At 72.3% G+C, this 18,643-nt stretch carries 21 protein-coding genes; 6 read left to right on the top strand and 15 right to left on the bottom strand.

Annotated features, from left to right (window positions below):
- Positions 1–49: 49 nt before the first annotated feature.
- The 5 genes from AC6EXY_RS12975 to AC6EXY_RS12955 all read right to left on the bottom strand — a co-directional run bounded on the left by AC6EXY_RS12975 (position 50) and on the right by AC6EXY_RS12955 (position 4,677).
- Positions 50–595 (bottom strand): DUF6328 family protein, encoded by a 546-nt coding sequence (locus tag AC6EXY_RS12975; RefSeq protein ID WP_101830110.1) that lies wholly within the window; start codon positions 593–595, stop codon positions 50–52.
- Positions 592–1,134, bottom strand: a complete 543-nt coding sequence (locus AC6EXY_RS12970; protein WP_499818070.1) for an HD domain-containing protein — start codon at positions 1,132–1,134, stop codon at positions 592–594. The genes AC6EXY_RS12975 and AC6EXY_RS12970 overlap by 4 nt, the downstream gene beginning before the upstream one ends.
- On the bottom strand, positions 1,115–3,289 hold the full coding sequence (locus tag AC6EXY_RS12965; protein ID WP_499818071.1) for a protein meaA: 2,175 nt from the start codon (positions 3,287–3,289) through the stop codon (positions 1,115–1,117). The genes AC6EXY_RS12970 and AC6EXY_RS12965 overlap by 20 nt, the downstream gene beginning before the upstream one ends.
- 161 nt (positions 3,290–3,450) lie before the next feature.
- Positions 3,451–4,077: a hypothetical protein gene (locus tag AC6EXY_RS12960; RefSeq protein ID WP_499842341.1), complete on the bottom strand. Its 627-nt coding sequence runs from the start codon at positions 4,075–4,077 to the stop codon at positions 3,451–3,453.
- A 231-nt stretch (positions 4,078–4,308) separates the two neighbouring features.
- Positions 4,309–4,677 (bottom strand): STAS domain-containing protein, encoded by a 369-nt coding sequence (locus tag AC6EXY_RS12955; protein ID WP_101830108.1) that lies wholly within the window; start codon positions 4,675–4,677, stop codon positions 4,309–4,311.
- 441 nt (positions 4,678–5,118) lie between these two features.
- On the opposite strand from AC6EXY_RS12955, the gene AC6EXY_RS12950 reads away from it, so the two are divergent.
- Positions 5,119–5,520, top strand: coding sequence for a hypothetical protein (locus AC6EXY_RS12950; RefSeq protein WP_101830107.1), 402 nt, complete (start codon positions 5,119–5,121; stop codon positions 5,518–5,520).
- Positions 5,521–5,548: 28 nt separating this feature from the next.
- On the opposite strand, the gene murA is transcribed toward AC6EXY_RS12950, so the two are convergent.
- The gene (murA, locus tag AC6EXY_RS12945; RefSeq protein ID WP_243407142.1) at positions 5,549–6,823 is read right to left on the bottom strand and encodes a UDP-N-acetylglucosamine 1-carboxyvinyltransferase; all 1,275 of its coding nucleotides are present in this window, start codon (positions 6,821–6,823) and stop codon (positions 5,549–5,551) included.
- A 33-nt stretch (positions 6,824–6,856) separates the two neighbouring features.
- Positions 6,857–7,168, bottom strand: a complete 312-nt coding sequence (locus tag AC6EXY_RS12940; protein WP_499818082.1) for an NUDIX hydrolase — start codon at positions 7,166–7,168, stop codon at positions 6,857–6,859.
- 198 nt (positions 7,169–7,366) lie between these two features.
- Between AC6EXY_RS12940 and AC6EXY_RS12935 the strand changes: the two genes are divergently transcribed.
- From AC6EXY_RS12935 to AC6EXY_RS12915, 5 genes are all read left to right on the top strand, one after another.
- Positions 7,367–8,413, top strand: coding sequence for a hypothetical protein (locus AC6EXY_RS12935; RefSeq protein WP_243407594.1), 1,047 nt, complete (start codon positions 7,367–7,369; stop codon positions 8,411–8,413).
- On the top strand, positions 8,373–9,284 hold the full coding sequence (locus AC6EXY_RS12930; protein WP_499818072.1) for a protein phosphatase 2C domain-containing protein: 912 nt from the start codon (positions 8,373–8,375) through the stop codon (positions 9,282–9,284). The genes AC6EXY_RS12935 and AC6EXY_RS12930 overlap by 41 nt, the downstream gene beginning before the upstream one ends.
- A 149-nt stretch (positions 9,285–9,433) precedes the next feature.
- Positions 9,434–10,006 carry a cob(I)yrinic acid a,c-diamide adenosyltransferase gene (locus tag AC6EXY_RS12925; RefSeq protein WP_101832249.1) on the top strand — a complete coding sequence of 191 codons (573 nt, stop codon included), beginning with the start codon at positions 9,434–9,436 and terminating at the stop codon, positions 10,004–10,006.
- A gap of 172 nt (positions 10,007–10,178) precedes the next feature.
- Positions 10,179–10,460 (top strand): hypothetical protein, encoded by a 282-nt coding sequence (locus AC6EXY_RS12920; protein ID WP_499818073.1) that lies wholly within the window; start codon positions 10,179–10,181, stop codon positions 10,458–10,460.
- Positions 10,457–10,798, top strand: a complete 342-nt coding sequence (locus AC6EXY_RS12915) for a type II toxin-antitoxin system PemK/MazF family toxin (protein WP_101832248.1) — start codon at positions 10,457–10,459, stop codon at positions 10,796–10,798. Before AC6EXY_RS12920 ends, AC6EXY_RS12915 begins: the two co-directional genes overlap by 4 nt.
- 119 nt (positions 10,799–10,917) lie before the next feature.
- On the opposite strand, the gene AC6EXY_RS12910 is transcribed toward AC6EXY_RS12915, so the two are convergent.
- The 8 genes from AC6EXY_RS12910 to atpB form a co-directional block, all read right to left on the bottom strand.
- Complete coding sequence (locus tag AC6EXY_RS12910; protein WP_101832247.1) at positions 10,918–11,175, bottom strand: F0F1 ATP synthase subunit epsilon; 258 nt, start codon at positions 11,173–11,175, stop codon at positions 10,918–10,920.
- Positions 11,175–12,614 (bottom strand): F0F1 ATP synthase subunit beta, encoded by a 1,440-nt coding sequence (gene atpD / locus AC6EXY_RS12905; RefSeq protein WP_101832246.1) that lies wholly within the window; start codon positions 12,612–12,614, stop codon positions 11,175–11,177. The genes AC6EXY_RS12910 and atpD overlap by 1 nt, the downstream gene beginning before the upstream one ends.
- A 342-nt stretch (positions 12,615–12,956) precedes the next feature.
- Positions 12,957–13,853: a F0F1 ATP synthase subunit gamma gene (locus AC6EXY_RS12900; protein ID WP_101832245.1), complete on the bottom strand. Its 897-nt coding sequence runs from the start codon at positions 13,851–13,853 to the stop codon at positions 12,957–12,959.
- A gap of 3 nt (positions 13,854–13,856) precedes the next feature.
- Positions 13,857–15,512: a F0F1 ATP synthase subunit alpha gene (atpA, locus tag AC6EXY_RS12895; RefSeq protein ID WP_101832244.1), complete on the bottom strand. Its 1,656-nt coding sequence runs from the start codon at positions 15,510–15,512 to the stop codon at positions 13,857–13,859.
- Between the two features lie 104 nt (positions 15,513–15,616).
- Positions 15,617–16,447, bottom strand: coding sequence for a F0F1 ATP synthase subunit delta (locus AC6EXY_RS12890; protein ID WP_101832243.1), 831 nt, complete (start codon positions 16,445–16,447; stop codon positions 15,617–15,619).
- A gap of 2 nt (positions 16,448–16,449) precedes the next feature.
- Positions 16,450–17,043, bottom strand: coding sequence for a F0F1 ATP synthase subunit B (locus AC6EXY_RS12885; RefSeq protein ID WP_101832242.1), 594 nt, complete (start codon positions 17,041–17,043; stop codon positions 16,450–16,452).
- 15 nt (positions 17,044–17,058) lie between these two features.
- A complete protein-coding gene (locus AC6EXY_RS12880; RefSeq protein ID WP_101832241.1) occupies positions 17,059–17,304 on the bottom strand; it encodes an ATP synthase subunit C-like protein in 246 nt (81 codons plus the stop codon).
- 60 nt (positions 17,305–17,364) lie between these two features.
- Complete coding sequence (gene atpB, locus AC6EXY_RS12875) at positions 17,365–18,237, bottom strand: F0F1 ATP synthase subunit A (RefSeq protein ID WP_101832255.1); 873 nt, start codon at positions 18,235–18,237, stop codon at positions 17,365–17,367.
- Positions 18,238–18,643: the final 406 nt, after the last annotated feature.

Here is an 18,643-nt window from a genome sequence, read left to right as displayed (position 1 = left end):
TCCGCGCGGGCATCGCCCCCCTGGACGCGACACACCGCCCGGTGGATCGTCATCGGCCCGCGGTGCTGTCCCGGTCCGCGGGGTGGCCGCCCTCGCGCGGCCCCGAGCGGCGCAGGGCCAGACCGGGCAGCACCCCCCAGACGACGACGAACGTCGCCGCCGTCCCACTCGCGATCAGGACGGTCGTCAGCACCCCCGTCAGCACGCTGACCACGAGCAGGACGACACCGATGATCGCGAGCCCGAGCACCGCGAGGCCGCCCAGGGCCAGCGCGTTCGCCGTGCGCACCAGTTCCGCCCGGGCGTGATGGCGAAAGACGATCCGGTGGAAGGCCACCGGGCCGATCAGCAGCGCCGACGCGAGCGCCGTCAGCAGCAGCACACCGATGAAGATCGCCCGCTGGTACGGCTCCACCACCCCGAACCGCGCCGAGAACGGCAGCGTCAGCAGGAAACCGAACAGGATCTGCACACCGGTCTGCGCGACCCGGATCTCCTGGAGCAGCTCCGCCCAGTTGCGGGTCAGCCGCTGGTAGGGCGTCTCCGCCTCCCGACCGTCAGGACCGTCGGCATCGTCGGTATCGTCGCGCGTCAACCCTGGGCCCCGCCCCGCAACGGCCCGCGCGTGGACAGGACGAGGTCGTCGAGCAGCGCGCGTCGCCCCGCGTACCGGACGGCCAGCCGCTGCGCCTGGTCGGCCGGCAGCCGGGCGAGCCGTCCGGGATCGGAGTTGTCCTGGATGTCCGCCCGCTTGACGACCACGGCCAGCGGGTCGGCGGCGACCCGGGCCAGGTAGTCGCGGGTCGACTCGCCCGGACGGTGGGACAGCGCGTCGACCGCGGTCACGACGTCCGGGGGATAGCCGGCGGCGGCCAGGTCCGCGAGCGTGGTCTCGCTGTCCTCGACCACGTCGTGCAGGATGGCCGCGGCCTGGGCGGCGTACGCGTCGACGCCGGCGGGACCGGCGGTGTGCGCGACCGCCGCCATCACGCGGAGCGGATGCCCGATGTACTCCTCGCCGACCTTGTCCATCTGGCCGGCGTGGATCCTCGTGGCGAGGGCGATCGTGTCGTCCAGGGACGGCACGGGGTCGCGCCGCGCGGCGGCGTCGGCGTCAGCGGGGATCGAGGCCATACGTCGACCGTACGACCCCCAGGATGTCCAGGATGATCGCGTCCAGCTCGTAGTCCCGCGGGGTGTAGACGCCGGCGACGCCCAGCTCGGTCAACCGCCGCGCGTCGGCCGGCGGGATGATGCCGCCGACGACCACCGGCACATCGCCCGCCCCGGCGGCCCGCAGGCCGTCGAGCACCTGCGGCACCAGGTCGAGATGCGCGCCGGAGAGCACCGACAGGCCCACGACGTGCGCGTCCTCCTCCACCGCGGCGGCCACGATCTGCGCCGGGGTCAGCCGGATGCCCTGGTAGACGACCTCGAAGCCGGCGTCGCGGGCCCGCACGGCGATCTGCTCCGCGCCGTTGGAATGCCCGTCGAGGCCGGGCTTGCCGACGAGCAGCTTCACCGGCCGGCCCAGCTCTGCCCGCGTGCGGACGACCAGCGCCCGCAGCCGCGCCGCCCGGCCACCGGCGCTGCCGGCGTCGCTCCCGGATCCCGCGCCGTCGCCGGAGACGACCGCGCCGGCCACGCCGGTGGGGGCGCGATACTCGCCGAAGACCTCGCGCAACGTGTCCGACCACTCGCCGGTCGTCACCCCGACCCGGGCGCAGGCCAGCGTCGCCGGGACCAGGTTCGCCGCCGTGCCGGCGGCCGTGCGCAGCCCGAGCAGCGCCTCGCGGACGGCGACCGGGTCCCGCCCGGCCCGCCAGGCGGCCAGCGCCTCACGGGCCGCCCCCTCGGCCGCGGGGTCCACCGCCTGGATCGCCGCGCCCGGCTCGGCGAGCAGCGGGTTCGGTTCGGTCTCGGTGTAGCGGTTCACGCCGACGACCACGTCCTCGCCGGTCTCGATCCGCGACCGCCGCCGGGCCTGGGACGACACCAACGCCGACTTGAGGTAGCCGGTCTCGACCGCGGCCACCGCCCCGCCCATCGCCTGCACCCGGTCGATCTCCTCGCGGGCCTCGGCCACCAGCTCGTCCACCCGCCGCTCGACGACCCGCGACCCGGCGAACAGGTCGTCGTACTCCAGCAGGTCCGTCTCGTCGGCAAGGATCTGCTGGACGCGCAGCGACCACTGCTGGTCCCAGGGGCGCGGCAGGCCCAGCGCCTCGTTCCAGGCCGGCAGCTGCAACGCCCGGCAGCGCGCGTCCTTCGACAGGGTGACGCCGAGGGACTCCAGCACGATCCGGATGATGTTGTTCTCCGGCTGGGCCTCGGTCAGGCCGAGCGAGTTGACCTGCACGCCGTAGCGGAAGCGGCGGGCGGCGGGATCCGTCACCCCGTACCGGGTGCGCAGCAGGTCGTCCCACAGCCGGCCGAACGCCCGCATCTTGCACATCTCCTCGACGAACCGCGTCCCCGCGTTCACGAAGAACGAGATGCGGGCACACACCTCGGTCATCCGTCCGGGCGTCATCGCGTCGGTGGACGCCGCGTCGACGGACGCCGGATCGGCGGACGCCGGATCGGCGGACGCCGGATCGGCGGCGGCGACGGCGTCCAGCACGGCGATCGCCGAGCAGATCGAGAAGGCGAGCTCCTGCACCGGGGTCGCGCCGGCCTCCTGCAGGTGGTAGCTGCAGATGTTGATCGGGTTCCACCGCGGCATCTCGGCCACCGTGTAGGCGATCAGATCGGTGACCAGCCGCAGCGACGGGCCGGGCGGGAAGACATACGTCCCGCGCGACAGGTACTCCTTGATGATGTCGTTCTGGGTGGTGCCGGCGAGCTGCGCCGGATCGGCGCCCTGCTCCTGCGCGACGACCTGGTAGAGCGCGAGCAGCCACATCGCCGTCGCGTTGATCGTCATCGACGTGTTCATCCGGGCCAGCGGGATCTGGTCGAACAGCGCCCGCATGTCGCCGAGGTGCGAGACCGGGACGCCGACCCGGCCGACCTCGCCGCGGGCGAGCGGGTGGTCCGGGTCGTAGCCGGTCTGGGTCGGCAGGTCGAACGCCACGGACAGGCCCGTCTGCCCCTTGGCGAGATTGCGCCGGTACAGCGCGTTGCTCTCCGCCGCGCTCGAATGCCCGGCGTACGTCCGGATGATCCACGGCCGGTCGCGCCGCTCGCCCTCGGCGGCGTGCCTCGCGGACGGATCACCATGGCCCGGCCGCGCGTCGTCCCGGACCGGCCCGGTGTGGCCTGTCGATCGAGTGGACACGTCCGTCATGGCCGCCGCCTCCCCCAGCGCCCACCGGCCGGGCGCGGCCAGCGAGCGGCTGAAGCCGTCGCGCCGCCCGGGCCGCGGGCCCGGACGACGTCAGGAGAGTAGTACGGACAGGGCGCCCCGCGCCCGCCCCGCCGACCGAACGAGCTCAGGGCGCAACGGTGTCAGGCCGTGCAGGGCGGCGGCTGGCCCTTCCACACCGTGAGCAGCGGCTGCGGGATCTGGCCGCACGCGGTCGCTCCACTCGCGAGGATCGCCCACGGGCCGGACCCGATCCGACGCCACACGTACGGACCGGATGTCACGGTGGGAAGGCTCGGCACCTCGATGCGGCCGATCGCCCAGTACTCGTCCTGCGCCGCGTCCGCCCCCTCGACGGCGCCGAAGTACATGCCCTCCACCACCTTGACCTGCTGGGCGGTGACGGTGCCGGTGCCGTCGGCCTTGAGCCGGTCGGCGACCGTCCACTGCAGCGCGAACCGCAGCGCGGTCGGGTCGGGCTCGGCGGTGAGCACCATCTGGTGCCCCGCGCCGGGATGGCGACTGGTCGCCCAGAACGGGACCCGCTGGGCCGGCGTCAGAGCCGCCGCCGGCGCAGTCGGCGCCGCGGTGACGGCGTCCGAGCCGCGGTCCGCGGTGGCGTAGCCGATCCCGACGCCGAGCAGGATGGCAACGAGGAACGCCGCGACCACGACGATCGGTCTGAGTTCACGCGTCCCGAGCAGTCCCGCGGATCGCGTGCCGCGTTCGCCGGCCATGTCCACCCGCGCGGGCACCTCCACGTCCTGCACGCCTCCGTCCGGCAACCACCGTGCCATGAGCCGGGTCCGTCACCCGAAAGCAGTACCCGATCAGCACGTACCCGGCAAGCATGCCGCATCGGCTCCCCCGTTGACACGAGGGCGCTCCCGAGATCACCGTACGCGTCCGCCCCGGTTCGGTGCGCTCCCCCACCGGAACCGGCGGGGCGGGGCGGCCCGACGAGCCCGCGCCACACCGCCCATCCGCCGGCCCGCCCGGGCTCACGCGTGCCCGACGTGCACCAGGTCGGCGGTCTCCTCGAAACGCAGCAGCCGGCCAAGCCGGTCCGCGACGAACATCCGGCCGAGCGCCGTCGGCACGTCGACCAGCACCATCGAGCGGCCGGCGGCCCGGGCGCGGCGCGCGCCACCGAGCAGGACGCCCAGCCCCGCGTGGTCGCCGAGCTCCAGCCCGGCGACGTCGACCCGCAGCGGGCCGCTGCCGTTGTCGATGGCCGCGTGCAGCAGGCACCGCAGGGTGCCCACCGTCCGTACGTCCACCCGGCCGACGAGGCGGACCGCCTGTCCGGGGCCCGCGCCCGCGACCGGCAGGCCGTGCACGTCCACCATGCTGACACCGTTGTCATTCATCTGGTCTCCCGTCCCCGGCCGCCCCGCCTGGGCGCCCGGTGCTTCCGGCTGGCCCGCGCCGGTCGCGCCATGAGGGCACGCCGGACGCGGGTGGCACTGGCACTGCGGTGCGGGTCCGCGCGGGCGGACCATGAGGCGCCTTCACCCGCCTCAGCCGAACCGTCGTCGATCGGCCACGCGGGGTCGGGGCCGGGTGTCTCGATGATCCCAGCCGTCGCGGTGGGATGTTTCTCCGGACGGATTCCGTGCCGGAACCGTGGCGGAATCCCGGGGGAATCGCGGCAGAATCGTGGCCGGAACCCCTGCCCCATCCGCGGACGTCTGGGACGATGGAATCCGGATGGCCGTCGGTCGGCGCGCCCCACGTCGGCCCTGCACGAGGCGCCCACGGTCGGGCCCGGCCGCGGCGCGGCGAGCGGGAGGTGTCAGCTACCCGTGGGCATGGCGCGTTATCTCATCGAACCGGCGGTCGCGCTGCTGACCGTCGTCCTGCTGCTCGTCATCGCCCGGTGGGCCAGCCTGCCGCAGCGGGCGCTGCCGAGCGGGGTGGTGCTCGGCGGTGACTTCGGGCTGCTGGTCGCGGTCGCCGTCGTCGACACGCCCGCCGAGGTCGGCCGGCTGCGCGGCGCCCTGCGCGCCCAGGGGATCCGCTCCACCTGGGGGGCGGCGGTGACGCCGCTGCACATCGACGCCGCCGGCAACATCCTCTCCCGGCCGCGCGTGCGCCGGCACGTGCTCGTCTTCGGCTCGGACGCGGACCGGGCCGCCCGCGCGCTGTCGGCCCCGCCCGGCTCGGCACCGCCCGGTTCCGCCCCACCCGGCGGTCCCCGCTCCCATTCCTGACCCGGCGCCGGCCGGGAGCGGGCGTCGCTCAGGCGACGGCCCGGTCGGGGACCCGGCGGATGTCGGCGCCGAGCGCCGTCATGCTCTCGACGAACCGGGCGTACCCGCGGTCGATGTGGTGGACGTCCGTCACCTCGGTGACGCCGTCGGCGACCAGGCCGGCGAGCACGAGCCCCGCCCCGGCCCGCACGTCGGAGGCCATCACCCGCGCGCCGGTGAGCCGCTGGGCCGGGCGGACGATGACGTGGTGGCCGTCGGTGCGCAGGTCGGCGCCGAGCTTGTGCAGCTCCCGGCAGAACACGAACCGGCTGTCGAAGACGTTCTCGGTGATCAGTGAAGTCCCGGAACTGATCGACTCCAGCGCGATCACCTGCGGCAGCAGGTCCGTCGGAAATCCCGGATAGGGCAGGGTCACGACGTCGATCGAGCGCGGCCGGTCGCGGCCCACCACCCGGAAGCCGTCCGCGCGGACGTCGACCTCGGCGCCGGCCTGGACCAGCTTCTCCAGCACGATCCCGAGGTGCCCGGCCCGCCCGCCCCGGATCATCACGTCGCCGCCGGTCATCAGCGCGCCCACCGCGTAGGTACCGGCGACGATGCGATCCGGCACCGTCTCGTGCGCGACCGGGGTCAGCGACTCCACCCCCTCGATCACCAGGGTGGACGATCCCGCGCCCTCGACGCGGGCGCCCATCGCGGTCAGCATCGCGCACAGGTCGGCGATCTCCGGCTCCTGCGCGGCGTTGTCGATCACCGTCGTGCCCTTGGCGAGCACGCCGGCCATCAGGAGGTTCTCGGTCGCGCCGACGCTCGGGAAGTCCAGCCAGATCGACGCGCCCTGCAGCCGCCCGCCGCTGCGCGCGACCAGGGCGCCGGCCTCGACGTCGACCACAGCGCCGAGCTTCGTCAGTCCGTTGACGTGGATGTCCAGGGCCCGCGAGCCGATCGCGTCACCGCCCGGCAGCGCGACCCGGGCCTCCCCGCAGCGGGCGACCAGCGGGCCGAGCACCGCCACCGACGCCCGGATCCGCCGCACGAGATCACCGTCGGCCGCGACCCCGGGTTCGTCGGGGACGTCGATGCCGATCCAGCCGCCCTCGACGTCGCGCTCGACGCTCGCGCCGAGGCCGGTGAGCACGTCACCCATCACCGTCACGTCGAGGATGTCGGGAACCGCGGTCAGGGTCGTGCGACCGGCGGCCAGCAGGCTCGCGGCCATCAGCTTGAGAACGGAGTTCTTGGCACCGGGCACGGCGACCTCGCCGACCAGTCGGGTGCCGCCTGTCACGACGAAGCGCTCCACGGGCCTCGATGCTAGGTCCTGCCGCCAGGATCTTCACCGGCACCCACCGGAATACCCCCCACCACGCCCCGCGTCCCCCTCACCCCCGTCCGTCCCCACCAGCACCGACATCCCGTCATGCGTCCGTACGAACGTCTCCCCGTCTCCGCTCACCGCGTCCGTCACCCGCACCGCGAACGCGGGCACGAACCTGGCCCGCACCTCGTCCAAGGACAGCCACCGGACTTCGGCCGACTCCTCGGTGCTGGTCATGGTCGTGTCCTCGACGAGCTCGCAGAGGAACACCATCGCCACGACTCCGAGCGGGAGGTTGAGGTACACCCCTGTCAACCGGGCCGGCCGCACCAAGGCGCCGGTCTCCTCGAAGACCTCCCGGCACAGCCCGTCTTGTCGTCTCGCCGCGTTCGAGAACGCCGCCAGGAATCTGCCAGTCTCCCGAGTCCCGACGACGGATACAGAGGATCGCATCGTTTCGGAGGGTTACGGCGGCTACGCTCACGGAATGCACGTGGTGAACGTACCGTTTTCTCCACGGCACCTCGGGTGATCGGGGCGCTGGCGGAGCGTCTGGGCGGGCTGCCGGCCGCGACCGATCCAGGGTTCGGGGCGGCCGCCCGCGAGCTGCTCGCCGCGCCGGATGCCACGGACGAGGCGCTCGGCGCGGCCATCGAGGACGGCGACCTGCCCGAGCAGACCCGGTTCAACGCGTTCTACTGCCTGCAGGCCCGCGCCTGGCGGCGCAAGGACCACCGGCTCCACCGCGCGAACACCGATCGCTATCAGGCCCGCTTCGGCGAGCACCCGATGTTCTTCTTCCTCCAGGCGGAGTACTACGCGACGCTCGACGGCGATCCCGCGAACCTGGACGCCGCGCTGACCTACGCGCTCGAGGCGGCGCGGCGGCTGCGTGGCGTGCCGGGCGTGCTCCACCTCGCCGCCGAGATCATCGTCGACCGGCACGAGCGGGAACCCGAACCAGACCAGCCGATGCTGCTCGAGGCGGAGCGGTACGTCCGGCAGGCGATCGCGCTCAGCGACGGCAGGTACGCCCGCTATCACGCCACCCACGCGCGCATCGCGACGTCCCGCGGCGCGTTCGCCACCGCTCGGGCGAGCATCGCCCGGGCGATCGAGGACGAGGACAGCGCCGGCGCGGAGTATCCCCTGCGCATCGGTGACTACCAGCTCATCCGGGCCCGGATCCAGTACGCCCAGGAGGCCGAGCGGCTCGCCGCCCGGCAGGCGGAGGCCACCCGCGAGCTGCGCCAGGTCCGCGGCCAGGTCCTGGAGATCATGGGTCTGCTCGCGGCGGTCATCGCGTTCATCACCACGTCGGCGAACATCGCCGCCGGCCAGCCCGCCCGGCCCGCCGCGGGGCTGCTGACCCTGGCAGGGGGTGTGACGCTGCTGGTGTTCTGGGGCTTCCACGTCCTGCTCGTCCCGGCGGCCGGCGACGGGTCCGCCCGCCGGCGGCTGGTGCCCGCGGTGGTGGGGGCGATACTCGTGGCGGCGGGATGTCTGTGGACGGGGTGGGGGCCGACGGGTGCGGGTGTTGCGGTCCATCAGTCGCTCGGACAAGCCGCGTTCTGAGGACGCGGCCGGAGCCCGCCCCGACGGGCTCTGGGTGATCGACGGCGCGACCCCGCTCGGTGGCGAGGCACTGGTCGGCGACCAGTCCCCCGCCGCCTGGCTCGCGGCCACCGCCAGCGCCCATCTGAGCCGGGCCGCCTGGGCCGGACGGCCGATCCGCGCGGTGCTGCGCGAGCTCGTCGAGCACGTCCGCGACGAGGGACGGCGCCTCGGCCTCGGTTCGGAGGGCGGCGCTGGGGACGGGGACGACGGCTGCGTCGGAAGTCGGGACGGCACCGATGGGGCAGGTGCGGCGGCCGGAGCCGAGGGGAGGCGAAGCGAGTTCCCCACGGCGACGCTGAGCCTGGTCCGGCAGGTCGGTGACAGACTCGAGCTCTGTCTGCTCGGCGACAGTCCCGTCGTGCTGCGCGCCCCCGGCGCCGCAGCGCGGACCTTCACCGACCCACAGTTCGATGGGGTCGAGGAGGCGCTGCTCGCCCGGATCCACGCCGAGCTCGACCGGGGCGTGGACGCCGCCGAGGCCTATGCCCGCGAGCGCGCCGCCAGCCGCGAACGACGGGCGCGGCGCAACACCCCGGCCGGCCTGTGGGTGCTCGCCGACGAGCCGGCCGCCGCCGGGCACGCGTTCGTGATCAGCATCGCGGCGCCGCCGGGCACCGAGATCGCTGTCATGTCGGACGGTTACGCCCGCTGCGTCCATCCCTTCGGGCTTGTCGCAGACGAGGACGCGCTGCTCGACGAGCTCGCCGCCGGCCGCGGCGACGACCTGCTCGACCGCCTCCGCGCCGCCGAGAACGCCGACCCCACCCGCACCCGCGTCCCCCGCTTCAGCCGTAGCGACGACGCCACCCTCCTCTACGCCCGCCTCTGACGGACACATCGGGCCGACGGACGTGAGTCTCGCAGTCCCACCGGACGGCCGAGGAGTAGGCGGGCGCGCCAGGGCCGCCGGTGGACAAAGCTGTCGGTAGGCAGGGACTCCGGGGGCTGTGGACCACGGTCGCGACCTAGAGTGGTGGCATGGCGGTGCATCTGACCCGGATCTACACGCGGACCGGCGACGACGGGACGACGGCGCTCGGCGACATGTCGCGGGTGGCGAAGACGGATCCGCGCCTGGCCGCCTACGCCGACGTCGACGAGGCGAACGCCGCCATCGGTGTCGCGCTCGCCCTCGGCGACCTGGCCGACGAGGTGCGGGAGGTGCTCGGGCAGGTGCAGAACGACCTGTTCGACGTCGGCGCCGACCTGTGCACCCCGGTGGTGGCCGAGCCCGCCTACCCGCCGCTGCGGATCACCGAGGCGTACGTGCAGCGGCTGGAGGAGGCGTGCGACCGGTTCAACGCCGACCTGCCGAAGCTCGCCTCGTTCATCCTGCCCGGCGGCACGCCCGGGGCCGCGTTGCTCCATACGGCGCGCACCGTCGCCCGCCGGGCCGAGCGAGCCACCTGGGCGCTGCTCGACGCCGAGCCCGAGCGGACCGGGCCACTGCCGGCCCAGTACCTCAACCGGCTCTCCGACCTGCTGTTCATCCTCGCCCGGGTGGCCAATCCCGACGGCGACGTCCTGTGGCGCCCGGGCGCACACGCCTGAGGCCGTCCCCGGGCGCTGACAGCGCGAGGCGAGAAACGCGGCAAGGCGAGAACGCCCGGGACGAGCCGCGCGCGGCGCGGATCGAGGGATGGCCGCGTTACGCCCACTACCCGAGGGTCGACAGCACAGTCAACCCAATTGTAGACTGGCGATCATGAGTACCACGGTGCGCGTGAGCGACAGGACGCGGCAGCGGGTCGCGGCCATGGCCGCGACCACCGGCCAGCAGATGCAGACCATCATCGACGAGGCCGTCGAGGCGTACGAGCGCGAGCTGTTCTGGCGCGGCTTCGAGGCCGGCTATGAACGCCTCGCCGACGACGAGGGCGCTTGGGACGAGGTCGAGGCCGAGCGATCGGCGCAGGCACCGGCCCTGAGAGACGGCCTGCTACCCGACGGGATGCCACGGGACGGCCTGCTGCCCGACGGCTCGTCGCGGGGTGGCGTGGAGTGATCTCCCCTCGCCGCGGCGAGGTGTGGATGGTCGACTTCGGCGAACCGGTGGGTCACGAACAGGGGCTGCGTCGGCCGGCGGTGGTCGTGTCCGCGGATCGGCTCAACCGGAGCCGCGCGGGCCTGTCCATCGTCGTACCGGTCACCCGGACCAACCGCGGGCTACCCTCCCACGTCGAGCTCGCTCCCGGCGGCAGCGGGCTGCGCGAGACGAGCTACGCCAAGGTCGAGGACGTCAAGTCGGTGTCCCAGCGGCGCTTCACCCGCCGGCTCGGCGTCGTGGGCCCGGACCATCTGCTGCGGATGACCGAGGCCCTGAAGTTCCTGCTGGAGCTGTAGACCACCGGCGGCACGACCCGCGACACAGAACGACCGGAGATACAGAACGGCCGCGCCCCCGGATGCTCGGGGAACGCGGCCGTCGTCGTTCTCGGCTCGGGGAGCCGGCGCGCCGGGCGTCAGCCCAGGGTCGCCGTCTCCGCGAGGATGCTCACGCCCTGCTTGGTGACGGAGATGAAGCCGCCGTCGACCTCGGCCGTGACCTCGCGGCCGCCGGTCTTGACCCGCACGGTGCCGCCAGGGGCGAGCACCCCGAGCAGCGAGACGTGGCCGGGCAGCACACCGAGATCACCATCGGTGGTCCGGGCGACGACCATGTCGGCCTCGCCGGACCACACCTCCTGCTCGGGCGAGACGATCGCCACGCGCATCGGCATCAGAGGTTCTCCGCGTTCTTCTCCGCGTCCTCGATGCCACCGCACATGAAGAACGCCTGCTCGGGCAGGTGGTCGAAGTCGCCCTGGGTGAGCCGTTTGAACGAGTCGATCGTCTCGTCCAGGGGCACGAACTTGCCGGGGATGTTGGTGAACTGCTCCGCGACGAAGAACGGCTGCGACAGGAACCGCTGGATCCGCCGGGCCCGGTTGACGAGGATCTTGTCCTCTTCGGAGAGCTCGTCGATGCCGAGGATGGCGATGATGTCCTGCAGGTCCTTGTATCGCTGCAGGATCCGCTGCACCTCGCGGGCGGTGTCGTAGTGCTCCTGCCCGATGTGGCGCGGGTCGAGGATCCGGGAGTTCGAGTCGAGCGGGCTGACCGCGGGGTAGATGCCGAGGTCGGAGATCGCCCGGTCGAGCACCGTCTGGGCGTCGAGGTGGGTGAACGTCGTCGCCGGCGCCGGGTCGGTCAGGTCGTCCGCGGGGACGTAGATCGCCTGCAGCGAGGTGATCGAACGACCGCGGGTCGAGGTGATCCGCTCCTGCAGCACGCCCATCTCGTCGGCCAGCGTGGGCTGGTAACCCACGGCGGAGGGCATCCGGCCGAGCAGCGTCGACACCTCGGAACCGGCCTGGGTGAACCGGAAGATGTTGTCGATGAACAGCAGCACGTCCTGCTTCTGGACGTCCCGGAAGTACTCGGCCATGGTCAGCGCGCCCAGCGCCACCCGCAGCCGGGTGCCCGGCGGCTCGTCCATCTGGCCGAAGACGAGCGCCGTGTCCTCGATGACGCCGGCCTCGGTCATCTCCAGGAACAGGTCGTTGCCCTCACGGGTGCGCTCGCCGACGCCGGCGAACACCGACACGCCACCGAACTCCTTGGCGACCCGGCGGATCATCTCCTGGATGATGACGGTCTTGCCGACGCCGGCACCGCCGAACAGGCCGATCTTCCCACCGCGCACGTACGGCGCGAGCAGGTCGATGACCTTGATGCCGGTGGTGAACATCTCGGTCTTGGACTCGAGCTCGGCGAACGGCGGGGCCGTCCGGTGGATCGGCCAGTAGGTCTCGGCATCGATCTTGTCGACGTCCAGGGGTGTGCCGAGCACGTTGAACACGTGCCCCTTGGTGGCGTCGCCGACCGGTACGGAGATCGGCGCGCCGGTGTCGCGCACCGCCGCGCCGCGGACCAGGCCGTCGGTCTGCTGCATCGAGATGGCCCGCACGGTGTTGTCACCGATGTGCTGGGCGACCTCGAGGGTCAGCGTGGCGGTCTGGTCGCCGATCGTACGGTCGACCTGCAGCGCGTGATAGATCTCGGGGAGTTCGTCGGGAGCGAACTCCACGTCGACGACCGGTCCGATGACTCGGGCGACCCGGCCGACTCCCGGGGCCCGGCCCTCCGCCGTGGCCGGCGAGCTGGTGGTGACGGTCATGGCGTCCTCAGTTTCCCATCGTTGCCCGTCGCCGCAGCCTCGGGCTAGCCGTTCTCTGGCACCTCCGGCGCCACCGGTGCGGTGGGGCTCGTCCCCGCCCGCCGTCACCGCCGGCGCCACACTTCTACGTTCTGATCGACGTCGTTCTGGTCGACGTCCGCGGGGTGGTCGGTCGCCGCGCGTCCCCCCGCGCGAGGACGCCTGTACCCCGGCGGGGCCCGTCGGTCCGACGGGCCCCCACCCTCAGTGTCACCTAATGTGTCCGAAAAGGCGACGGCATGGCGGGCGGCCTCGCCGCCCGACCACGCGTCGCCGTCTCGTCACCGCGTGCTCCCGCTGACCTCAGGATGCCGAGGCCAGGGCGTTCGCACCACCGACGATCTCGGAGATCTCCTGGGTGATGGCGTCCTGGCGGGCCCGGTTCGCCTGACGGGTGTAGGTGCGGACGAGTTCCTCGGCGTTGTCCGTCGCCGACTTCATCGCCCGCTGCCTCGCCGCCGACTCCGACGCCGCCGACTCCAGCATCGCCGCGTACAGACGGCTCTCGACATACCGGGGCAGGAGCGCGTCGAGCACCGCCTCCGCGGACGGTTCGAACTCGTACTGGGGCAGCGGGCCGTGCACCGGGGGCTCGTCGGTCTCGGTGAGCACCATCGGCAGCAGCCGCCGGGCGACCGGCGACTGGGTGAGCGCCGAGAGGTACTCGGTGTGCACGACGTGGATCTCGTCCACCCCGCCGTCCGCGGCGTCCGCGACGAACGACGCGATCAGCGCGTCCGCCACCGACTTCGCGTCGGCGTAGGTCGGCTGCTCGGAGAAGCCGGTGTACTCGCCGTCGATCGCCCGGCCGCGGAAGCGGAAGTAGCCCACTCCCTTGCGCCCGACGACGTGCAGCGTGATCTCCTTGCCCTCCGAGCGCAGCAGCTCGACCAGCTCGTTGGTGCGCTTGAGCGCGTTCGAGCTGTAGCCGCCGGCCAGGCCGCGGTCGCTGGTGATCACCACGACCGCCGCCCGAACCGCCTGCGGGTGCTCGGTGGTGAGCGGATGGCTGACCGTGGTCTGCGACGCCACCGCCTCGATGACCCGGGTGATCTCCTCGGCGTAGGGCCGCGACGCGGCGACGCGGGCCCGTGCCTTGGCGATGCGCGAAGCCGCGATCAGCTCCATCGCCTTGGTGATCTTCTTCGTCGACTGTACCGACTTGATCCGCCGCCGGTACTCACGAAGCTGCCCCGCCATGGATCAGCCCTCGTCGCTGGAGCGCGCGGGCCGGTGCACCGGGATGGACTCCTGCCGCACCGCTCCGGCCGCGAGCGGGCTGACGGCCGGCTCGTTGACCAGCGGCTGACCGTCGGAGAGGGTGAACTGCTTCTTGTACTCCCCGATGGCCCGCGTGAGCTCCGCGATCGTGTCGTCGCTGAGCTTGCCGGACGTGACGATCGCGTCGTAGACCGCCGCGAACGACCGGCCGACGTAGTCCAGGAACTCCGCCTCGAAGCGCCGGATGTCGGCGACCGGCACGTCGTCGAGCTTGCCGGTGGTGCCGGCCCAGATCGACACGACCTGCCGCTCGGTGGCGTACGGCTGGTTCTGCGGCTGCTTGAGCAGCTCGACCAGCCGCGCACCGCGGGCCAGCTGGTCGCGCGAGGCCTTGTCCAGGTCGGAGCCGAACGCGGAGAACGCCTCCAGCTCGCGGTACTGGGCCAGGTCCAGACGCAGACGGCCGGCGACCGACTTCATCGCCTTGGTCTGGGCGCTGCCGCCGACGCGCGACACCGAGGTGCCGACGTTGATGGCGGGCCGCACACCCTGGTTGAACAGGTCCGCCTCGAGGAAGATCTGCCCGTCGGTGATCGAGATGACGTTCGTCGGGATGTAGGCCGAGATGTCGCTGGCCTTCGTCTCGATGATCGGCAGTCCGGTCAGCGACCCGCCGCCGAGCTCGTCGGACAGCTTCGCGCAGCGCTCCAGCAGGCGGGAGTGCAGGTAGAACACGTCGCCGGGGTACGCCTCGCGGCCCGGCGGACGGCGCAGCAGCAGCGAGATCGCCCGGTACGCCTCGGCCTGCTTGGACAGGTCGTCGAAGACGATCAGCGAGTGCTGGCCGTTGTACATCCAGTGCTGGGCGATCGCGGAACCGGAGTACGGCGCGATGTACTTGAAGCCGGCCGGCTCGTCCGCGGGGGCGGCGACGATCGTGGTGTAGGCCAGCGCGCCGGCCTCCTCGAGGGTGTTCACCACCTCGCGGATGGTCGTCTTCTTCTGGCCGACGGCCACGTAGACGCACTTGACCTGACGCTTGGGATCACCGGAAGCCCAGTTGTCCCGCTGGTTGATGATCGCGTCGATGGCCACCGTGGTCTTGCCGGTCTGCCGGTCGCCGATGATCAGCTGGCGCTGGCCGCGGCCGATGGCGGTCATGGCGTCGATCGCCTTGATGCCCGTCTGCAGCGGCTCCTTGACCGGCTGGCGCTGGACGACGGTCGGCGCCTGAAGTTCCAGGGCCCGCGTCCCGGCGGCCTGGATCTCGCCGAGGCCGTCGATCGGGCGGCCCAGCGGGTCGACGACCCGGCCGAGGAAGCCGTCACCGACCGGGACCGAGAGGATCTCGCCGGTGCGGCGGACCTCCTGGCCCTCCTCGATGTGTTCGGACTCGCCGAGGATGACGGTGCCGATCTCGCCGACCTCGAGGTTGAGCGCGAGGCCGAGCACGCCGCCGTGGAACTCCAGCAGCTCGTTGGTCATCGTGTGCGGGAGACCCTCGACGCGGGCGATGCCGTCACCGGTGACGACGACCCGGCCGACCTCCTCCCGGCCGGCGGAGGTGGCCTGGAACGAGTCGACGTACTCCCGTAGGGCGTCGCGGATCTCCTCCGGCCGGATGGAGAGTTCAGTCATCGCTTACGTCCTTCGTCGTTCATCGCTGGGCGGGCAGGTCGCCTGGGTGCCGCCGACGCCGCGGCGGTGGTCGGGGGAACTGTCACGATCACGACCGCACCCGACTACCGGAGCATCGTCCGGCGCGCGGCGTTCAGACGGCGCAGCACGCTGCCGTCGACCACCTCGTCGCCGACCTGTACCACGACGCCGCCCAGCAGGGCGGGATCGAGGTCGACCTGGATCTGGATCTGGCGGCCGAAGTACCGGCTGACTGCGGCACCGAGACGGGCGACGACCTCGTCGCCCAACGGCACCGCCGTGCGTACGATCGCCACGACCCGACCCCGTCGGGCGGCGGCGATCCGACTGAAGTCGGCCAGGCGACGCTCGACGTCACCGTGGATCCGGTCGGCGGCGGCCTGCTGGGACAGCCGCAGGGTGACCGGGTGGGCCTTCCCCGACAGCAGCCGGGTCAGCAGCCCGTCCTTCACCGACGCCGGCGCCGCCGGGTCGGTGAGGGCCAGGGCGAGCTCGGGGAACTGGGCGAGGATCCGGCCGAACCGGAACAGCTCGTCCTCGACCTCCTCCAGCGCCCCGTCCCGCTCGGCCGCGACCAGCAGCGCCTCGACGCCCAGTTCGACCAGCGCGAACCGCAGGTCGGACGGCCGCGACCAGCGGGCGCCGACCGCGGTCTGGGTGATCGCCAGGCTCGCCGGATCGATCTGCGTGCCCAGCAGCCGGGCGACCAGCTCGGTGCGTGCCGCGACCGGCGCACCCGGGTCGGTCAGTGCCCGCCGGATGGTCGGCTCGCCGGCGAGCAGCTCGGCGACGGCCCGCAGGTCGTCGGCCACCCGTCCGGCGTCCGCAGCGGCCGTCCCGCCGGGTGCGGTCGCCAGGACCTGGTCGAGGGTCGCCCGCGCGGCGGCGAGCCCATGCCTTGAGGCTCCCTCCACCGTCAGCCTCCCGGACCCACCGGCGCGGGAGCGCTGCCCGCGCCCTCGGCCGAGTTGTCCAGCGCGGCGATGAAGTCCTCGACGAGCCTGGACTGGGTGGCGCTGCTCTCCACCTGGTATCCGACGATCTTCGAGGCCAGGTCGATCGCGAGATCGCCGACCTCACGGCGGATCTGCGCCACGATCTGGGCGCGGTCGGCCGCGAGCTGCGCGTCGGCGCGGTCCTTCAGCTCGGCGACCTCGCGGGCCGCGGTCGCCCGCAGCTCCTCGACGATCTGCCGGCCCTCGGAGTGCGCCTCCTCGCGGATGCGCCCCGCCTCGGCCCGGGCGTCGGCCAGCTGCGCGCGGTACTGCTCGAGCAGGGCCTGGGCCTCGTTCTGTGCCGCCTCGGCGCGGGCGAGCCCGCCCTCGATGCGGTCGGTGCGCTCGGCGTAGACCCGGCTGATCTGCGGCCGGACCTTCCAGAAGAAGAAGGCCACGAGCAGACCGAACGCCACGGTGCCAATGATCAGTTCGCTCAGCGGCGGGATCAGGACGTTCTCGTCGTGTCCGCCGCTCTCGCTCGCGGCGAGAAGAATGCTGGCTGTCGCGCTCATGGTCCCCTCCGCGGTTTACGGGAAGACGAAGGGAACGACGAAGCCGATGAGCGCGAGGGCCTCGGCGAGCGCGAACCCGATCAGCATGTACCGGAAGGCGACCTGCTCCGCCTCGGGCTGACGGGCGATCGCCTGCACGCCGAGACCGAAGATGAGGCCGATACCGATGCCGGGGCCGATGGCCGCGAGGCCGTAGGCCACGGCCCCGAGGCTCCCGGAGACGGAGTCCTTGGCGGCGAGGATGAGGGTGGGGTCGGGCACGGTGCTTTCCTCTTCAGTCGGGCACCGGGCTCGCCGGTGCTCTTGGGGAGTGGCGGGAAACTAGGCGTGGGCCGCGACCGGCACGCCTGTCGGGGCGTGCTCGGCGAGATCCTCGGACGGAGCTACCTCGTGCTCTCCTCCGTGCGCCATCGCTCCGCCGATGTAGGCGGCGGTCAGGATGGTAATGATGTACGCCTGGAGAACATCGATGACGAGCTCGAACGCCGTGAGGATGATCGCCACGAGCAGCGACGCGACACCGAAGACAAACGGCGGCTTGGGCAGCAGGTAGTCCGCGCCCAGCGAGAAGACCAGCAGCAGGAGGTGACCGGCGAACATGTTCGCGAACAACCGGATCGCCAGCGTGAAGGGCCGCACGATCAGCGTCGACAGGATCTCGATCGGGGCCAGCAGCAGCCGGATGGCGAACGGCGCCGTCGGTGCCGGGTCGATCAGCTCCTTGAAGTACGCGCCGGCGCCGTTGGCCCTGATGCCGGCGTAGTTGAACATCACCCAGGTGATCACCGCGAGGACCATCGGCACCGCGATGCGCGAGGTCGCCGGGAACTGGGCCGCCGGGATCACCGCGAGGACGTTGCAGACCAGCACGAAGCTGAAAAGGATCAGCAGGTACGGCGTGTACCGCGCGCCCTTCTCCCCGATGACGCCGCGGGCGATCTGCAGATCCACGAAGTCGTACACCGACTCGCACAGGTTCTGGAGACCGCGGGGTATGATTCTAGCTTGACGGAAGCCCAGCCAGAAGATCACACCGACGAACAGGGCGGCGAAGAGCGTGAGACCAGTGGCCTTGTTGAGGTAGAAGTGGGCCGAGCCGACCTCGACGTCAAACCAGTGCGGGGTCTGGAAGACCTCCTTCGTGGGGCCCTGGAAGCCCTCATCAGCGAGGACTGGCACGACCAACACCTCCATGATCACATAGGTTAGGCACCCACGGCTGAGCGAGCTTGCCGTGCTGGCGGCAGATTGCCCCCACCCTACCGGGTTCGCACGACACGCCCACACCGAAGAACGACCTGTCGCCAACCGGTGGCAGCGCTACGAAGGACGGCCCGACAAGCCCAACCCCTGATGGGTGTCGGCAGGCCGACGTCCTGTTGCCCGCGATACTATCCACACCGGCGCGCCACAGGCACCAACTCGCTTCGAGGTTCATCGTGGTTCATGCGCGCGTTGTCCGCGGGTTTCGCTCCGTTGATGGTGTTTCCACACTGCGTGACCACCTTATGACGTCAAGTTCAGGTCGGCGGCTGCCTTCCCGACCCCGGTCGACCCGGTGCCCGGATGCGCACGGGGTGCGGCCGTCGCGCCGCTCCCC

It is taken from the genome of Frankia sp. RB5 (assembly GCF_059816245.1).
This window is presented reverse-complemented; position numbering and strand designations above follow the sequence as displayed.

Bases quoted from the DNA above. Each gene is read 5' to 3' on its own strand.
- AC6EXY_RS12925 (WP_101832249.1), top strand. From the start codon at position 9,434: ATGGCGGTGCATCTGACCCGGATCTACACGCGGACCGGCGACGACGGG.
- AC6EXY_RS12955 (WP_101830108.1), bottom strand. From the start codon at position 4,677: ATGAATGACAACGGTGTCAGCATGGTGGACGTGCACGGCCTGCCGGTC.
- atpA (WP_101832244.1), bottom strand. From the start codon at position 15,512: ATGACTGAACTCTCCATCCGGCCGGAGGAGATCCGCGACGCCCTACGG.
- AC6EXY_RS12900 (WP_101832245.1), bottom strand. From the start codon at position 13,853: ATGGCGGGGCAGCTTCGTGAGTACCGGCGGCGGATCAAGTCGGTACAG.
- atpB (WP_101832255.1), bottom strand. From the start codon at position 18,237: ATGGAGGTGTTGGTCGTGCCAGTCCTCGCTGATGAGGGCTTCCAGGGC.
- AC6EXY_RS12965 (WP_499818071.1), bottom strand. From the start codon at position 3,289: ATGACGGACGTGTCCACTCGATCGACAGGCCACACCGGGCCGGTCCGG.
- atpD (WP_101832246.1), bottom strand. From the start codon at position 12,614: ATGACCGTCACCACCAGCTCGCCGGCCACGGCGGAGGGCCGGGCCCCG.
- AC6EXY_RS12970 (WP_499818070.1), bottom strand. From the start codon at position 1,134: ATGGCCTCGATCCCCGCTGACGCCGACGCCGCCGCGCGGCGCGACCCC.
- AC6EXY_RS12950 (WP_101830107.1), top strand. From the start codon at position 5,119: ATGGCGCGTTATCTCATCGAACCGGCGGTCGCGCTGCTGACCGTCGTC.
- AC6EXY_RS12885 (WP_101832242.1), bottom strand. From the start codon at position 17,043: ATGAGCGCGACAGCCAGCATTCTTCTCGCCGCGAGCGAGAGCGGCGGA.
- AC6EXY_RS12910 (WP_101832247.1), bottom strand. From the start codon at position 11,175: ATGCCGATGCGCGTGGCGATCGTCTCGCCCGAGCAGGAGGTGTGGTCC.